This is a genomic window from Vitreimonas sp., assembly GCF_035627415.1.
Taxonomy (GTDB): domain Bacteria; phylum Pseudomonadota; class Alphaproteobacteria; order Caulobacterales; family Aquidulcibacteraceae; genus Vitreimonas.
The window spans coordinates 19,188-34,916 of sequence record NZ_DASPLU010000033.1 but is presented as its reverse complement, the minus strand read 5'-3'; the positions used below and the strand labels follow the sequence as shown (position 1 = coordinate 34,916).

The following is a 15,729-nucleotide window of genomic DNA, read 5'->3' as shown; positions in this document are numbered from 1 at the left end:
CCTGCTGGATCGTGACGTTCCAGACGTCGAGATTATCAGCGAAGGTCCAACGGTAGTGTTCACCGTCGACGGTGATCGAGCGTGAGGATGATCGTCTAAGCGCCACGCGAGCTAAATCTCGGCCACGTCCGGCGTCACCATCCGCGCGATCTTCCCCACATCCGCGCGCGCGGCGTCCAGCGCCAACGGCGTGAACTTCACCGTGACGCCGACCATTTGCGCCTCCACTTCGCACTTCATCACCAGCACGTCCCCGGCGTTCGCCGTGAACGCCAGGCCTTCGCCGTCCTCCGGTCTCTTGTTCGTGCCCGTGTAACCCGCGATCCGGTGCGCGCCCGGCGCGAGCAGAATGCGCGTGAAGCGCGGGCTCTTCAGCTGCGCGACTTCGCGCCCGTCGATCAGCACGTTCACGCCCACGGCGCGGCCGACGAACTGATTGCGGAACAGGTAGAGCGCCGCTTTACCAACGTCGGGCGTGAACGCCAGCGCCTGCGTCCGTTGCTCCGGCGTCGCCTCCGCGACTTTGCGGTTGGTCCGCAAATTCCGAAACATGATCACGCCGACCACGACGAGGCCGATCAGCCCCACGAGCAGCATGAGCTCGCCGCCCAGCAGCCCACGCAGAACGAAATAGCCCATCACCCCAGCGAGAGCTGCAAGTCCATAGACGATAAAATTGCGCGGCATGGCCCCTATGCTTACGGATGACGCGCCGCGGCGCCAAGACTAGAAAGATCGCGTGAGTCCCAAACTGACCTTCGTCGTCGCCGTCGCCAGGAACGGCGTCATCGGCCGCGGCGGCGATCTGCCGTGGCGGCTCTCGTCCGACATGAAGCGCTTCAAGGCCGCCACCATGGGCAAGCCGGTTCTGATGGGGCGCAAGACCTGGGAGTCGCTGCACGTGAAGCCGCTGCCCGGCCGGCAAAACCTCGTGCTGACGCGCGCCGCGGACTACGTCGCCGAAGGCGCGTGGGTCTACACCGATCTTGCCGCCATGCTCGCCGCCGGGCGCGCGATGGCGGAGGCTTCCGGCGCCGATGAAGTCTGCGTCATCGGCGGCGCCCAGCTGTTCGAAGCGACGCTCGCCCAAGCCGACCGCATGGTGCTGACCGAAGTCGACCTCGAACCCGAAGGCGACGCATTCCTCTCGTTCGACCGCACACACTGGCGCGAAGTCGCCGCCGAACACGTCCCGCGCGGCCCCAAAGACGACGCCGATTTCACCGTCCGCGTGCTGGAGCGAAATTAGGCCACCCATTCCCGGATTGGCGCGCAGCGCCAAGTCCGGGACCCATAAACACGATGCGGGTGAGGACGCCGTCCGGCGCGAATGGGTGAGTCTACCCGCCGCTCTCCGTCATCCTGGGGCGCGCGTGAGCGCGAGCCCAGGATCCAGGGGCGACCACTGCGGCGTTGGCCCCTGGATCCTGGGTTCTCAGCTTCGCTGAGCCCCAGGATGACGGGGATAGATGCGCGCTCTATCCCCCATGTTTCCGAGCAAAATTCTCGCAACTTCAACGCCCGCGCAAAAATCAATCCGACAGCGCCAGACCTGACGTATAATGCCCTTGCTCTCACACGAGAGGATTTCGAAGAGCTCCGAAGCTTTGAAATGTGAGCGCATCGACCGGCGCGGCAGACGTCGCTTCGATGGAAGGGAGAAGAGCGTGAAAGCGAACGACTCTCGTCCATCGTTGAGGAAGTGCGCGGGCTTGGGACGCTTCAAGGAGGTCCCGATCCTGGCGGCGAAGCGAACGGCGTCTGCATTGCCTGCGGGGCATGAAACCGCAGGGTCCAGCGGCTTTCGGAAGCTGCTGACGCGTTGAACCGGCTCGTGGTCATAAGGAGCTAAGACCTCTGCGTGCGAAACCATGCAGATGAGTCAAAAACTCCTGGCTCGCCAATCCGGGACAAACGGCCGATCCGGGGCGCGTTCGACGCGCAGCGTTGCGTAGAGATATGCAACGCACACTAGGCACTACCCCAGCGCGTCCGACGCGCCCCGCCTCTCGCTTTGCGAGCGAATGGCGAATAGTGAGTAGCGAATGGGGAGCGGGTTGCGCCGCTCGCGAACCATGCGCCATTCCCGTTCCCAATTCGCTACTCGCTATTCGCTTCTAGCCACTCGCCATTCGCTTACTCTCCGCTTACCGTCGCCCCATGAGCAACATCGAAATCATCGCCGAAAATCTCGAATTTCCCGAAGGCCCGATCGCGATGCCGGACGGCAGCGTCATTCTGGTCGAGATCAAGCGCCAAACGCTGACGCGGGTCTGGAACGGCAAGCGCGAAACCATCGCTGAGATCGGCGGCGGTCCGAACGGCGCCGCGATCGGTCCGGACGGCGCGGTTTACGTTTGCAACAATGGCGGCTTCGCCTGGCACGACGCCGGCGGCCTCACCATTCCGGGCCACGCCGCGAAGGATTACGAAACCGGCCGCATCGAACGCGTCGATCTCGCCACCGGCAAGGTCGAGCGCATCTATGAAGCGGTCGGCGAACACAAGCTGCGCGGCCCGAACGATCTCGTCTTCGATAAAAGCGGCGGCTTCTGGTTCACCGACCTCGGCAAAGGCTATCTGCGCAGCCGCGATCGCGGCGGGCTCTATTACGCCAAGCCCGACGGGTCGCTGATCAAGGAAGCGGCGTACGGCCATGTCGGCCTGAACGGCGTCGGCCTCGCGCCGGACGAGAACGTCGTCTATTGCGCCGAAACCGAAACCGGCAAGCTCTGGGCCTTCGACATCACCGGCGAAGGCGAAGTCGCGCCCGGCGCGCTCGGCGGCGTCGGCCGCGTCGTCGCGGTGCAGCCCTATCACTGCTATTTTGACAGCCTGGCCGTGCAGGCGAACGGCGATGTCTGCGTCGCCACGATCCTCAATGGCGGCGTCACCACCATCACGCCGGCCGGCGCCTCGACGCACACGCCGCTGCCCGATCCGCTCGTCACCAACATCGCCTTCGGCGGCGCCGACATGCGCGACGCCTACGTGACGCTGTCAGGAACCGGCAAGCTGGCGAAAATGCGTTGGCCGGAGCCGGGGCTGAAACTGAATTTTGGAGCGTATTGATCTTCCCCCGCGCGCGGGGGAAGTGTCGGCGCGCGTAGCGGGCCGACGAAGGGGGAAGTTGTGGCGACGTCCCCCTCCGTCGCCTTCGGCGACACCTCCCCCGCTTTGCGGAGGAGGATAGGAGCACCGAGCATGAGCATCATCGTCCACCATCTCGAAGAATCCCGCTCGCAGCGCATCCTCTGGCTGCTCGAAGAACTCGGTCTCGGCTACGAAGTCCGCCGCTACGCCCGCAATCCGCAGACGCGCCTCGCGCCGCCGGAGCTGAAGCAGATTCATCCGCTCGGCAAGTCACCCGTGATCGAAGCGAACGGCAAAGTCTTCGCCGAGTCCGCCGCCATCGTCGAATATCTAGCCGAGACCCAAGCGTCCGGCGCGCTTTCCGTCCCAGCCGGCGGTCCGGCGCGTTTCGATTATCTCTACTGGCTCCACTTCGCCGAAGGCTCGGCCATGTTGCCGCTGCTGCTGAAACTCTATGTCGGCCTGCTCGGCGAATACGGCGCGCCTTTGATGCAGATGCGCGTCGAGCCGGAGATCGACAACCATTTCAGCTTCATCAACGCCCACCTCGAAGGCCGCGACTATTTCGCCGCCGATCGTTTCACCGCGGCCGACATTCAGATGAGCTTCGTCCTCGACGCCGGAAACAATCGCGGCGGTCTCGACCGCTATCCCAACATGGTTCGCGTCAGGAAACAGCAACAAACCCGCCCCGCCTATCAACGCGCGCTGGAGAAGGGCGGACCCTATAAGATGGGGCAATAGGCAATGGGCAGGTAGGCAGTAGGGGCGCAGTTGCCCCTGTCGCACCGAGTCCCTATTGCCTACCTGCCCACTGTCTACTGCCTTGCGGAGCAACAATGCGCACTCGCGATTGTAAGATCGTCGCCACGATGGGGCCGGCCAGCGATCCGCCGGAACGGCTCGCCATGCTGATCGAAGCCGGCGTCGATTGCTTCCGGCTCAATTTCAGCCACGGTGCGCGCGAGGATCACGCCCGCCGCATGCAGGCGATCCGCGCGGCGGAACAGAAGGCCGGCGCGCCGGTCGCCGTGTTCGCCGACCTGCAAGGGCCGAAGATCCGCGTCGGCTCGTTCGAGCGCGGCGAGACCAAGCTCCGCTACAACGACATCGTCACGCTGGAAGCGTCGGAAGAACTAGGCTCAGGCCACCTGATCCGCCTGCCGCACGCCGAACTCGTCAACGCGCTCGAGGTCGGCGATATCCTGAAGCTCGACGACGGCAAGATGCAGCTCACCGTGATCGAGCGCGGGCGCAATCAGGTGAAGGCGCGTGTCGATTTCGGCGGCGTGTTGAAGAACCAGAAGGGGGTCAACGTTCCGACCCGCCGCATCCCGATCTCAGCGCTGACGCCGAAGGACCGCGAGGACCTGGTCTACGCGCTCGATCTCGGCGTCGACTATGTCGCGCTCTCGTTCGTGCAGCACCCGGAGGACGTCCGCGAAGCCCGCGCGCTGATCGGCGAGCGCGCCGGCATCATCTCCAAGATCGAAAAACCCAGCGCGCTCGAGAAGATCGATGAAATCGTCGACCTCTCCGACGCGGTGATGGTCGCCCGCGGCGATCTCGGCGTCGAGCTGCCGCCCGAGCAGGTGCCGATCGCTCAGCGCCAGATCATCCGCGCCGCCCGCGCCGCCGGCCGCCCGGTGATCGTCGCCACCCACATGCTCGAAAGCATGGTCGAAGCCGCCACGCCGACGCGCGCCGAAGCCTCCGACGTCGCCACCGCCGTTTATCAAGGCGCCGACGCCGTTATGCTCTCCGCCGAAAGCGCCGTCGGGCGCCATCCGCAATCGGCCGTCGCCATCATGGACCGCATCATCCGCGCCGTCGAAGCCGACGACGCCTACTGGTCCTCGCTGCCGCGCGACATGACCCCGCCCCAGGCCACCACCGCCGACGCCATCGCGCTCTCCGCCCGCCACATCGCCGACGTCATCGGCTGTTCCGCCGTCGTCGCCTTCACCGCGACCGGTTCGACTGCGCTCCGCGTCGCGCGCGAGCGGCCGCGCTGCGGCGTCGTCGGTCTGACGCCGGTCACCGCGACGGCGCGGCGCCTCGCTTTGGTTTGGGGCGTCAGAAGCCGCGTGACGGAAGACGTCACCAGCGTCGAAGACATGGTCGACAAAGCCGACGCCGCCGTGCGCGCGCTTGGCGTCGCGGGTCCAGACGATCGCGTCGCCATCATCGCCGGCATCCCGTTTGGCCGCGCCGGCAAGACCAACACCATCCGCGTGCTGAGGCTGGAGTAGGGCGCAAATCGGAACATCAGCGCGCGAACTACCGTTGTGAGTAATCCACAACGCAAGGAGTCCGCCCATGCCCCGCGGAGACAAGTCGAGCTACACCAGCAAGCAGAAGCGCCAAGCTGAGCACATCGAGGAGGGCTACGAAGAGCGCGGCGTGTCCGACGACGAAGCCGAGCGTCGCGCTTGGGCGACCGTGAACGCGATGAGCGGCGGCGGCAAGAAAAGCGGCTCGGGTCGCGGCAAGAAAACCAACAAGGCGCCGGCGAAGAAGGGCGGCCGCAAGGGCGGCGCCGCCTCAGCGAAGCGCTCGAAGGCGGCGAAGTCGAAGTCCGCGAAAAAGGCGGCGGCGACGCGCAAGCGCAAGTCCGCTGGCGGCGCGCGCAAAAGCACGGCGCGCAAGGCCGCGCGCAAGAGCGCCGGCCGCAAAACTGCCGGCGCGCGCAAGACAGCCGCCCGCAAGAGCACGGCGCGGAAATCCGCCCGCAAGCGCGGCGCTCGCAAGAGCACGGCTCGCAAGAGTTCGGCCCGCAAAAGCGCGCGCAAGGCGCGGTGAGGCTGCTATTTCACCTGAATGCGCGGCGCGGCTTTGTTGAGCCGCGCCACATTCGCCAGCGCCGCCTGGGCCATATCGAGGATGCGGCGCGAAACGGGATGATCGGGTTGGGCCGCGACCAGTGGAACACCAGCATCGCAGCTCTCGCGCAAGGCGACGTCGATCGGAATTTCGCCGAGGAACGGCGCGCCGGCCGCTTCCGCCGTGCGCCGTGCGCCGCCTTCGCCGAAAATGTGCGTGCGCTTGCCGTCCGCGGTTTCGAAATAGGCCATGTTCTCGATCACGCCGAGGATCGGCGCGCGCGTCTTCTCGAACATGGCGAGCCCGCGCCGTACGTCCGCGAGCGCCATCTCCTGCGGCGTCGAGACGATGATCGCGCCCGCCAGCGGCACGCGCTGCACCAGCGTCACCTGCACATCGCCCGTGCCCGGCGGCATGTCGAGCACGAGCACGTCGAGTTCGCCCCAGGCGACTTCGTCGATCATCTGCCTGACCGCGCTCGTCGCCATCGCGCCGCGCCAGATCATCGGCGAAGCCGGATCGACGAGATAGCCGATCGACATGGTCTTGAGCCCATGCGCATCGAGCGGATCGAGGACCTTCTCACGGCTCATCTGCGGGCGCCGCTCGCCCGTGCCGAGCAGAGTCGGCGCGGACGGACCGTAGACGTCGAGATCGAGCAGACCGGTCCCGTGCCCCAGCGCAGCGAACGAGCAGGCGAGATTGACCGCGACCGTCGACTTGCCGACGCCCCCCTTGGCGCTCGCCACGGCGATCACGTGCTTGACCCGGCCAATGCCGCCGGCGCTCTGCGGTTTCGGCCCATGCGCCGTCAGCACCGCGGTAACGCCTCTGACGCCTTCGATCTTGCGCACTTCGGCGTCGGCCCGGTCGCGCACTGCGACATAATGTTCGGCCACTTCAGGCGGCGCTTCGAGTGTGAACGAGACCTTTCCGTCCCAGCGCACCTCGAGCCCGGAAATGCGGCCGGACGTGAACAAACCCTTGCCGGTGGAAGGGTCGCGGATCGCATCGAGACGCTGTTCGACGCTCTCTCGTAGCAGCGCCAACCGGTTGTTCATGCTTGATCCTTCACAACATGGGTCACATATCGGCGCGCACGGGAGCGCTGCAAGCTCCACGCATGCGGCCAGAACAGGCGCGCAGGTAGGGCGGGAAAGAACTTCTGATGCCTTGGAACGACCAGTCGGGCGGCGGCCAGCAGGGCGGCGGCCAAGGACCCTGGGGCGGTGGCCCCCGCCGGCCATGGGGCCAACCGCCAAAATCGCCCCAACGCCCCCAAGGCGGCGACCTCGAAGATTGGCTTCGCCAGATGCGCGAGCGCTTCAACATGCGCGGCGGCAATGGCGGCGGCGAGCGCCCATCTGGCGGACGTGGGCTTTCCTGGCGCTTGATTGTCGGCATCGTGATCGTGGGCTGGCTGCTGAGCGGCGTCTATCAGGTGGACGAAGGCGAGCAGGCGGTGATCACCCGTCTCGGCGACTACAACCGCACCTCCGGTCCCGGCATCCACTGGCATCTGCCCGCGCCGATCGAAGCGCAGCGCACCATCAACGTCACTGGCCAGCGCACAGAGACGATTGGCTTTGAAGAAGGAAACAATCGCGAGATCCGCGACATTCCGGACGAGAGCCTGATGATCACCGGCGATCGCAACATCGTCCAGATCCAGTTCCGCATCTATTACAATATCAAGGACGCCGTCGCGTACGCATTCAACGTGCGCGAACCGGACCTCGCCGTACGGCAAGTGGCCGAGAGCGCCATGCGCGAAGTGATCGGCCGCCGTCTGCTCGAGCCGATCATCACCACCGAGCGCGGCGCCGTCGAACAGGGCGTCGAAGAACTAATGCAGGCGACGCTCGACGAGTACGAGTCCGGCGTGCAGGTGCTTCAGGTTGAATTGTTGCCGGCCGCCGCGCCGCCGGCGGTGATCGAGGCGTTCAACGACGTCGTCATTGCGGGCCAGGAAGCTTCGACCCGCGTCAACGAGGCCGAGCGCGACACGGCCCGGATCGTCAACGAGGCGCAGGCCTATCGTGAGCGCGTTGTGCGCGAAGCGACTGGTGAGGCGGGGCGCTTCATCGCCGTTCACGCCGAATATCGCCGTGCGCCGCAGGTGACCCGCGATCGTCTGTACCTCGAAACAATGGAGCGAGTGTACCAGCGCGGCAATCTCGTCATCCTCGATCAGCGCGGCGGCGCGGTGCCGTATCTTCCGCTAGACGGGATGGTGCGCCGGCCGGCCACGACCGCTCAGCCGCAAGGAGACCGCTGATGCCGCGCAGTCTGCCCGTCATAGCGATCGTTGCGTTCGCGCTGCTGATCCTCGTGCTGAACTCGATGTTCATCGTCCGCCAGGATCGGCAAGCGATCGTGCTGCGGTTCGGTGAGTACACCCGCGTCATCAATGCGCCAAACCGCGAGGAGCCGGGCCTCTATTTCAAGCTGCCGTTCGTCGAGAACGTGGTGATCTACGATCGCCGCAATCTGGGCACCGAAATTGAAGGCGAAGCGTTCGTCGCGTCCGACCAGGAGCGTTTGATTGTCGACGCCATTGTCCGTTGGCAGATCCTCGACGCTCGCCGCTTCTATCAGAGCGCCATCTCCGAGGAGGGCGGCGCAAGCCGGCTCAACACCTTCACCGAGGCGGCGATGCGTCGTGCTTTGGGCGGCGCCACCTCGAACGACATCATTTCGGGCCGCCGGGCGCAGCTGATGCAGGCGATCGAGGCCGACCTCAACAACTCGGCCGCGCCGGAGCTCGGCGTGCGCGTCATCGACGTGCGAATCCGCCAGGCCGATCTGCCGAACGAAACGCGCGAGGGCGTCTATGCGCGCATGCGCTCCGAACGCCAGCAGGTGGCCGGCCGTATCCGTGCCGAGGGCGCGCGCGACGCGGAGATCATCCGCGCCACCGCGAACCAGGAAGCGCAGCGGCTGATGGGCGAGGGCGACGCCGAGCGTTCGCGCATCTACGCGAGCGCCTATGGCCGCGACCCCGAGTTCGCCGCCTTCTACCGCTCGATGCGCGCCTACGAGCAGGCGATCGAGGCCGGCACGCCGATCGTGGTGCCGCCTGACAGCGATTTCTTCCGCTACATGCAGCGCCGCCGGGGCGGGTAAGGGGCGCGGGTCCGCGCTTTTTGCCTGACGGCGGCGATTGCGCCTTGCGCACGCTCGGCTAGTCTCGCGCCATGTTCCGCCTGCGTCCGATCGTTTCGGCTTTGGTCTTGTTCGCCGCCGCGCCTGCTTTCGCGCAGACGCAGCTGCCGCGCGAAGGCTACGCCGATCTGGTCGAGCGCTTGTCGCCCGCGGTCGTGAACATCGCCACCAGCCAGCGTGTGGAGGGCGTGGAGGACTTGCCGCGGTTCCCGCCGGGCTCGCCCATGGAGCGGTTCAACGAAGGCTTGGACGAAGGCGGCGCGCAGATCACGTCTCTCGGCTCGGGCTTCATCATCTCCGCCGACGGCGTCGTCGTCACGAACAACCATGTCATCGAAGCGGCCGACGCGATCGAGGTGATCTTGCAGAACGGCCAACGCTTCGAAGCGACCGTCGTCGGCCGGGATCCGGCGACGGATATCGCCGTGCTGCGCATGCACGCGCGCGCGCCGCTGCCTTACGTCGACATGGGCGACAGCGACACCGCGCGCGTCGGCGACGTGGTGCTGGCGATCGGCAATCCGTTCGGTCTTGGCGGCTCCCTCAGCGTAGGCGTGGTCAGCGCCCGCAACCGCAACATCGACGCCGGGCGTTATGACGATTTCATCCAGACTGACGCCGCCATCAATCGCGGCAATTCAGGCGGGCCGTTGTTCAACACGGACGGCGAGGTGATCGGCGTCAACACTGCGATCCTGACGCCGACCGGCGCGAGCGTAGGCGTCGGCTTTGCGACGCCGACCTCGATCGTACGCCCCGTCGTCGATCAGCTCGTGCGCTACGGCGAGACGCGCCGGGGTTGGCTCGGCGTCCGGCTCGCCAACCTCAACCGCGCGATGGCCGAGCGGGCGGGCTATGACGGCGCCGCCGGCGCGGTGATTACGCGCATCACGCCTGGCGGCCCGGCGGCGGCGGCGGGATTGAGGCCAGGCGATATCGTGCTCCGGTTCGCCGGACGCGATGTGACCGACAGCCGCTCGCTCACGCGCATGGTCGGCGAAGCCGCCGTGGGATCGCAGGCGCAGATCGAGATTCTCCGTGACGGACGGCGCCTGACCATCGTCGCGTCGATCGAGCGGCTGCAGGAGAGCGACGGCGCGCGAATTGCCCGCGACGATGGTTCGCTGGCGCCGCGGCGCGACGGGGGCCCGCGCGGCGGGCGCATTTTCGGCGTGGCGTTGAGCGAACTGGACGCGAGTCTGCGTGAGGAGTTCCAGATCGAACCTGACGTGCGTGGCCTTGTCGTGCTGGCGGTGGATGTGGGCGGCGAAAATGAAGGCGTGGTGCGCCCCGGCGACGTGATCGAGGCGATCGGGGCCGAAGACGTGGATTCGCTCGCAGCGGCGCGCGCGATCGCGGGCAGGGCGGCCACCGGCGAGCATCCGGTGGTCGTGCGCATCAACCGCGAGGGCGGCGTAACCTATCGCCGGCTCGCGGCGCGGACTTAGCGCAACAGCGCCAACACGTCGTGCAGCGAGCCGACAACGCGCGCCTTGCTGCGCATTTCCTCGTCCGGCGCGAGCAGGTCAGGGACCATCACCGTCATGCAGCCGGCCGCGTGTGCGGAGCGGACGCCTGCGTGTGAGTCTTCGAGCGCAAGCACGCTAAAGGGCGGCGCGCCGAGCAGGCGCGATGCGTTGAGATAGGGTTCGGGATGCGGCTTGCCGTCGACGCAATCTTGACGCGTGATAATGGCCTGGAAGCGTTCGGTAAGGCCATGCGCGGTGAAGTGGCGTTCGACCCAGGGCCGGCGCGACGAGGTGGCGAGGCCGTAAGGAAGCGCGAGTTCGTCCAGCGCGTTCATGAGTTCGACCGCACCGGGTTTCAGCGGCGCGACGCGTTCGCCGACATGCGCGCGGGTTGCGGCGATGAAGTCCTCGAGCGGGAAGTCGTCGCCGTAATAGAGCTTGAGCTGCGCGTCGTTGGCCTCGCGGTGCATGCCGACGAGCGCCAAGAATTGCGCCTCGGTCATGACGAACCCCAGCTTCGCGCAGGCGGCGAAGTGGGCGTCTTTCACGAGCGCTTCGGAATCGATCAGCGTGCCGTCGAGATCGAACACGACGGCCCGAGGCTTGCGCGGCAGGCTCAATCAGGGCTCCAGGTAGTCGGCGCACGCTGGCAGCGGCGCGTCCCACACATAAGCGCCGCTCGCCTCGCTCGCCACCCGGCGGTAACTGCACGTTTCGTCGCGGACCCGTTGCAGGTCTGTGTCTTGCAGCGGCGTTTCTTGCGTGGAGTCGCTGGAGCGGCTGCGCCGGCCCGGATAGCTCGTCGCCTCCGTGGTGAGCACGAGGCGCGGCGCGCCACTGGCGACGGCGGTGTCGAGCGTGAGGGCGCCGGCGAACTTGTATTCGTCGTGGCACGCCTCGCGCCGGGCGCGCATGTCGTCTTCGTCGAAGCAGGCGCGAATTGTGATTTCGCCCGAGAGCGGCGCGGTGAGGATCGGCGCGACGGCCGCGCCGGAGATGCCATAAAGTGTTACGTGCGTGGCTTGGCCGCCGCCGCCGGAATACATTTGCGACGCCGTGTTGGTGACGCCGACGATAATACGTTCGTCATTGCGGCCTTGACGGATAATCGCCGGCCAAATCCCTTGTTCGCGATCCGCGTCCGCCGTGATGGCGATGCGCGCGCGTTCCTGGCCGCCATTGGTGACGACGCCGTCGCGCGCGACGCACCAGACGCCGTCGCCAGTGCAGAAGCGTCCCGAGCCGTCCTCGATCAACGCTTCCATGCGATTGCCTGCGCCGTCCGCTATGGGCAGCATGGTCGCTGTTTGTGTCGGCGCTTCGTTCTGCGCAGCAGGCGGATTGCAGGCGGCGGCGAGCGCCGCGAGCGCGAAGACCAGCTTCTTCATGATACGAATTCCCCCCTGCGATAGCCTTGGAAGAACAAAGCGGCTTCCAGGCTCATGTGATCTATCTTGGCGTCCGCTTCCGCGGCCACCAGCGGCTTGGCGTGATAAGCGATGCCGAAGCCGGCCGCCTTGATCATGTCGAGGTCATTGGCCCCGTCGCCGATGGCCAACGCATCCTGTTCCGAAACGCCGAGCGCCCGCGCTTCGCTGCGCAGCGCGTCGAGCTTGGCGGCGCGGCCTAGAATGGGTTCTTGCACGAGGCCCGTGAGCGCCGTCGCATCCTCGAGCAGCGTGTTGGCGCGGCTGGCGTGAAAGCCCGCTGCCTCCGCCACGCGTTCGGTGAAGAAGGTGAAGCCGCCGGATACGAGCACGCAGCGCGCGCCGTTAGCGGCCATCGTCTTCACCAGAGTGGCGGCGCCGGGATTGAGTCGGACGCGCTCATCGTAGGTCTTCTGCAGCGCCTCGGTTGCGAGGCCCTTCAGCTTGGCGACGCGCTCGCGCAAGGCCGGTTCGAATTCCAGGTCGCCGCGCATGGCCCGTTCGGTAATGGCCGCGATCTCCGCCTTGATGCCGGCGAAGTCCGCCAGCTCGTCGAGGCATTCTACGTTGATGATTGTCGAATCCATGTCGGCGACGAGCAGTTTTTTCTTACGTCCCGCGACCGGCGTGAGCGCCCAGTCCACCGGCAGTTCGGCCACGGCGGCGGCCGCCTCTTGGCGCAGCTCGCCGTCGACGCTGTCGTAGATCCACTGCGCGCTTTCCCAGCCCGAGAGCACGTCGGGCGGCGGCAGCTTGCGCGACAGCGCCACGCGCCCGAGCATCAGCAGCGCTTCGCGGTAGGCGGGCTTGTCGTCGGGTGAGGCGACGAAGACGAGGGCGTGTTTCATCGGGTTTGGGGCTTGGGGATTGGATACTGGGGATTCGGAGCTGAAGCTGGCATTCTGCGCCAAACAATCCCTTCTTCACAGATCGCTGTGCTGTAGCAAGGTTGCATCTGATAGCGTCGCGCCCCAATCCCCAACCCCGAGTCCCCAAAAATGCGCGCGCTCCTGATCATGGGTCCTACCGCCAGCGGCAAGTCGGCGCTGGCGCTCGCCCTGGCGGAGCGTATCGGCGGCGAAATCGTAAATGCGGACTCGATGCAGGTGTACCGCGACTTTCGAGTGTTGACGGCGCGGCCAACGGCCGAGGAAGAGGACCAGGCGCCGCACCATCTTTACGGTCACGTCGATGCCGCTGAGCCTTACTCGACCGGGCGCTGGCTGAGCGACGCGCTGGCGGCGATCGCGGCGATCCGCGCGCGTGGGGCGGCGCCGATCCTGGTCGGCGGCACCGGACTTTACTTCAAAGCGCTGACGCAAGGGTTGGCGGACATCCCTGCGCCCGATCCGGAGGTGCGTGCGGCGTTGCGCGCCCGCGCCGAAACGGAAGGCGCGCCCGCCCTGCATGCGGAATTGACGGCGCGCGACGCGCAAACGGCGGCGCGGCTCGAGCCCAACGATGCGCCGCGCATCCTGCGCGCGCTCGAAGTGCTGGAGACGACCGGCGAAAGCATCAGCACGCTACAGGCCAACACCAAGCCGGCCTTGCCGCGCGAGGAATGGGCGGGCCTCGCGCTCACGCCGGAGCGCGCCTCCCTCTACCAAGCCATCGATGCGCGTTTCGAGAAGATGCTGGAAGAGGGCGCGCTTGAGGAGGTGCGCGCGTTTGCGGCGCGCGGGCTCGATCCTGCGCTGCCGGCCATGAAGGCGCACGGCGCGCCGGCTTTGATGGCGCATGTGCGCGGCGAGCTGACGCTCGGGGAAGCCGCCAAGATCGGCCAGCGCGATACGCGACGCTACGCCAAGCGCCAGTTTACCTGGATCGCCGGGCAGATGCTGGACTGGCCACGCATCGCGGCGCCAGACGTGAACGAGCGCGTTGCGGCGGCGCTGGCTCTGCTCTCCTAGCGGCCCAGCGCCGCGCGGAGCGTCGCTTCGTTGAAGTAAGTGCGGTGTTCGCGCCGCGCGATCCGCGCCACGGCGGCGTCAAACCGGGCCCGCCAGCCAGGCGCGGCGACCGCCAACGCCTCCGGGCCGCCATTGCGCATCGCTGTGAGTTCGCGAGAGAGCGCAGCGATCCTCTGCCGTTCGCGCTGAAACGCCTGCGGCGGAAGCCGCTCGGCGATGCGCCCGAGGCCATCCTGTGCGGCCGCCAGGATAAGGCTCGATGTGGGCCAATCCTCCACGCTCTGAGCGGCGGCGAAGCCCCGCCGCACATCGTCGGCGGCAGTGGCGAGCGTGACGGGTGCTGCGGTCGAACTGCAGGCGGTTTGATCCAGAGTGCGCAGATACGCGAGCACCAGCGGCAGCGACGCCGTGGGCGCTTCGCCCTGAAACTCGTCAACGATCACGCCGCGCACGAAGATTTCGAGCGACGGCTCGCGCGCATGGCCGAACGCAGTGCGCTGGGCGACGCCGGCCAGGTCGGGAATCGCCACCGGATTCATGACGCCGTCGCCGCGCACGCGGCTCGACCACTCGGACGTCACGTCGGCGGCGCCGGCGCGGTCCGTCAGCTCGGGCAATAGAAACTGTGCGTTGACGCGGCCATTGCTGTGACAGGCGTTGCACGACAACCCCGCGCGCGCGGCCGGTCCGCCTAGGAGCACCGGGCTGCGAAAGAGGGCCCGCCCGGCGAGCGCCGCGTCGGACATGGTCTCGGGCGCGGCGCACTCGGAAGGCGCATGCGTCAGCGCATGCGCGAGATCGGCGCTTTCAGTCCAGCTCTGGTCCCGCAGCAGCAACGGCGGCTCGGCCGCCGCGCTCACCAGTAGCAACAGCGGCGCCAGCAAAAGGCGCGGCGCCCTCACTCCGCCCGTTCGATCCAGCGCGCCAGCTCTTCGCGCTGGGCGCAGCCATAGGTGCAGAGGTCGTCGAGCCGCGCCAATTGCGTGCGCGCGCGGTCGAGCTCGCCCATCTGGATGTAGAGTTCGCCCAGATACTCGGTTGCGCCGAGATGCGCCGGATCGAGCCGCAGCGCTTCGCGGTAATAGCCGAGCGCCTCATCCAGACGTCCGAGCTTGCGGCTGGCGAAGCCCATATAGTTCAGCACGTCGGCGCTGGGGCCGATCGCCGCCTGCGTGCGCGCCAGCGCGTCGAGCGCTTCCGGGAAGCGCTCGGCGTTGATGAGACCGACCGCCTCGGCGTAGGCGGCCCGGCCTTCCTCGACATTCGGAAAAATCCAGCCCGTCACGGCGGGATCGGCCTGCGGCGCATCGGCGGGCGCGGCGAGCGCGCGCGTCAGCTGATCGTGCGCGGCTTGCAGCTGCGCGCGGCGCGCATCGCCGCAGGCGCCGTCGCAGGCTGAGATCATTTGCGCCAGCGCCGTTTGCTGCGCCACAGCTTCATCGCGATTGCCTTGGGCGATGTGAATGAGGCCGAGCTGCAGCCGCGTCGCCGCCGGCGCGTCGTCGGCCCGCGCCGCGCGTTCGAAGGATTCGCGCGCATCATCGGTTTCGCCGGCGCCGTTATAGGCGACGCCGAGCGCGTAATTGATTGCGCCGCTATCGGGCAAAGCGCGCCGCGCGCTACGGAACTGGCGGATGGCTTCGCGATAGTTCTGCGCATTGAGTGCGGCCACGCCGGCTTGGTAGGCCGCTTGCGGATCTTCGCGTGGGCTCACCGACGGCGCGGGTCCCGCGCCGCCGCCTCCGCCTGGCGCCGCGAGCGCTGCGCCCGCGAACCCGAGCGCGACGACGGCTGCCGCCGTCGTCAGTCTGACTGACATGGTCATGGCTGGCCTCCCTTTGC

At 67.1% G+C, this 15,729-nt stretch carries 16 protein-coding genes; 9 read left to right on the top strand and 7 right to left on the bottom strand.

The features are described 5' to 3' along the window. Positions 1-111: 111 nt before the first annotated feature. Positions 112-687: a hypothetical protein gene (locus VEA80_RS17905; protein ID WP_325062150.1), complete on the bottom strand. Its 576-nt coding sequence runs from the start codon at positions 685-687 to the stop codon at positions 112-114. A gap of 52 nt (positions 688-739) precedes the next feature. On the opposite strand from VEA80_RS17905, the gene VEA80_RS17900 reads away from it, so the two are divergent. The 5 genes from VEA80_RS17900 to VEA80_RS17880 all read left to right on the top strand — a co-directional run bounded on the left by VEA80_RS17900 (position 740) and on the right by VEA80_RS17880 (position 5,895). After that, positions 740-1,249 (top strand): dihydrofolate reductase, encoded by a 510-nt coding sequence (locus tag VEA80_RS17900; RefSeq protein ID WP_325062149.1) that lies wholly within the window; start codon positions 740-742, stop codon positions 1,247-1,249. Between the two features lie 911 nt (positions 1,250-2,160). Beyond that, complete coding sequence (locus VEA80_RS17895) at positions 2,161-3,072, top strand: SMP-30/gluconolactonase/LRE family protein (protein ID WP_325062148.1); 912 nt, start codon at positions 2,161-2,163, stop codon at positions 3,070-3,072. Between the two features lie 132 nt (positions 3,073-3,204). Continuing rightward, positions 3,205-3,837 (top strand): glutathione S-transferase, encoded by a 633-nt coding sequence (locus tag VEA80_RS17890; protein WP_325062147.1) that lies wholly within the window; start codon positions 3,205-3,207, stop codon positions 3,835-3,837. A 95-nt stretch (positions 3,838-3,932) separates the two neighbouring features. Then, complete coding sequence (gene pyk, locus VEA80_RS17885; RefSeq protein WP_325062146.1) at positions 3,933-5,345, top strand: pyruvate kinase; 1,413 nt, start codon at positions 3,933-3,935, stop codon at positions 5,343-5,345. Between the two features lie 67 nt (positions 5,346-5,412). Next, positions 5,413-5,895, top strand: a complete 483-nt coding sequence (locus VEA80_RS17880; RefSeq protein WP_325062145.1) for a hypothetical protein — start codon at positions 5,413-5,415, stop codon at positions 5,893-5,895. A 5-nt stretch (positions 5,896-5,900) separates the two neighbouring features. On the opposite strand, the gene VEA80_RS17875 is transcribed toward VEA80_RS17880, so the two are convergent. Beyond that, complete coding sequence (locus VEA80_RS17875; protein ID WP_325062144.1) at positions 5,901-6,977, bottom strand: Mrp/NBP35 family ATP-binding protein; 1,077 nt, start codon at positions 6,975-6,977, stop codon at positions 5,901-5,903. A 107-nt stretch (positions 6,978-7,084) separates the two neighbouring features. Between VEA80_RS17875 and hflK the strand changes: the two genes are divergently transcribed. From hflK to VEA80_RS17860, 3 genes are all read left to right on the top strand, one after another. Further along, positions 7,085-8,194: an FtsH protease activity modulator HflK gene (gene hflK, locus VEA80_RS17870; RefSeq protein WP_325062143.1), complete on the top strand. Its 1,110-nt coding sequence runs from the start codon at positions 7,085-7,087 to the stop codon at positions 8,192-8,194. Beyond that, complete coding sequence (locus tag VEA80_RS17865) at positions 8,194-9,042, top strand: protease modulator HflC (RefSeq protein WP_325062142.1); 849 nt, start codon at positions 8,194-8,196, stop codon at positions 9,040-9,042. Before hflK ends, VEA80_RS17865 begins: the two co-directional genes overlap by 1 nt. 71 nt (positions 9,043-9,113) lie before the next feature. After that, positions 9,114-10,529, top strand: a complete 1,416-nt coding sequence (locus VEA80_RS17860) for a trypsin-like peptidase domain-containing protein (RefSeq protein ID WP_325062141.1) — start codon at positions 9,114-9,116, stop codon at positions 10,527-10,529. On the opposite strand, the gene VEA80_RS17855 is transcribed toward VEA80_RS17860, so the two are convergent. From VEA80_RS17855 to serB, 3 genes are read right to left on the bottom strand one after another with little or no spacing between them, the layout of a single operon-like run. Then, complete coding sequence (locus VEA80_RS17855) at positions 10,526-11,170, bottom strand: HAD family phosphatase (RefSeq protein WP_325062140.1); 645 nt, start codon at positions 11,168-11,170, stop codon at positions 10,526-10,528. The two genes, VEA80_RS17860 and VEA80_RS17855, sit on opposite strands and share 4 nt — an antisense overlap. Further along, positions 11,171-11,938 (bottom strand): hypothetical protein, encoded by a 768-nt coding sequence (locus VEA80_RS17850; protein WP_325062139.1) that lies wholly within the window; start codon positions 11,936-11,938, stop codon positions 11,171-11,173. After that, the gene (gene serB / locus VEA80_RS17845; protein ID WP_325062138.1) at positions 11,935-12,825 is read right to left on the bottom strand and encodes a phosphoserine phosphatase SerB; all 891 of its coding nucleotides are present in this window, start codon (positions 12,823-12,825) and stop codon (positions 11,935-11,937) included. The genes VEA80_RS17850 and serB overlap by 4 nt, the downstream gene beginning before the upstream one ends. A gap of 150 nt (positions 12,826-12,975) precedes the next feature. Between serB and miaA the strand changes: the two genes are divergently transcribed. After that, positions 12,976-13,887 (top strand): tRNA (adenosine(37)-N6)-dimethylallyltransferase MiaA, encoded by a 912-nt coding sequence (gene miaA / locus VEA80_RS17840; protein WP_325062137.1) that lies wholly within the window; start codon positions 12,976-12,978, stop codon positions 13,885-13,887. Here the strand turns inward: miaA and VEA80_RS17835 are convergent. Together VEA80_RS17835 and VEA80_RS17830 are read right to left on the bottom strand one after the other, a co-directional pair. After that, positions 13,884-14,789, bottom strand: coding sequence for a hypothetical protein (locus VEA80_RS17835; RefSeq protein WP_325062136.1), 906 nt, complete (start codon positions 14,787-14,789; stop codon positions 13,884-13,886). The two genes, miaA and VEA80_RS17835, sit on opposite strands and share 4 nt — an antisense overlap. Continuing rightward, positions 14,786-15,712, bottom strand: coding sequence for a tetratricopeptide repeat protein (locus VEA80_RS17830; protein WP_325062135.1), 927 nt, complete (start codon positions 15,710-15,712; stop codon positions 14,786-14,788). The genes VEA80_RS17835 and VEA80_RS17830 overlap by 4 nt, the downstream gene beginning before the upstream one ends. Between the last annotated feature and the right edge of the window lie 17 nt (positions 15,713-15,729).

Bases quoted from the DNA above. Each gene is read 5' to 3' on its own strand.
- VEA80_RS17895 (WP_325062148.1), top strand. From the start codon at position 2,161: ATGAGCAACATCGAAATCATCGCCGAAAATCTCGAATTTCCCGAAGGC.
- VEA80_RS17875 (WP_325062144.1), bottom strand. From the start codon at position 6,977: ATGAACAACCGGTTGGCGCTGCTACGAGAGAGCGTCGAACAGCGTCTC.
- VEA80_RS17905 (WP_325062150.1), bottom strand. From the start codon at position 687: ATGCCGCGCAATTTTATCGTCTATGGACTTGCAGCTCTCGCTGGGGTG.
- hflK (WP_325062143.1), top strand. From the start codon at position 7,085: ATGCCTTGGAACGACCAGTCGGGCGGCGGCCAGCAGGGCGGCGGCCAA.
- miaA (WP_325062137.1), top strand. From the start codon at position 12,976: ATGCGCGCGCTCCTGATCATGGGTCCTACCGCCAGCGGCAAGTCGGCG.
- VEA80_RS17880 (WP_325062145.1), top strand. From the start codon at position 5,413: ATGCCCCGCGGAGACAAGTCGAGCTACACCAGCAAGCAGAAGCGCCAA.
- VEA80_RS17865 (WP_325062142.1), top strand. From the start codon at position 8,194: ATGCCGCGCAGTCTGCCCGTCATAGCGATCGTTGCGTTCGCGCTGCTG.
- serB (WP_325062138.1), bottom strand. From the start codon at position 12,825: ATGAAACACGCCCTCGTCTTCGTCGCCTCACCCGACGACAAGCCCGCC.
- VEA80_RS17830 (WP_325062135.1), bottom strand. From the start codon at position 15,712: ATGACCATGTCAGTCAGACTGACGACGGCGGCAGCCGTCGTCGCGCTC.
- VEA80_RS17860 (WP_325062141.1), top strand. From the start codon at position 9,114: ATGTTCCGCCTGCGTCCGATCGTTTCGGCTTTGGTCTTGTTCGCCGCC.
- VEA80_RS17890 (WP_325062147.1), top strand. From the start codon at position 3,205: ATGAGCATCATCGTCCACCATCTCGAAGAATCCCGCTCGCAGCGCATC.
- pyk (WP_325062146.1), top strand. From the start codon at position 3,933: ATGCGCACTCGCGATTGTAAGATCGTCGCCACGATGGGGCCGGCCAGC.
- VEA80_RS17850 (WP_325062139.1), bottom strand. From the start codon at position 11,938: ATGAAGAAGCTGGTCTTCGCGCTCGCGGCGCTCGCCGCCGCCTGCAAT.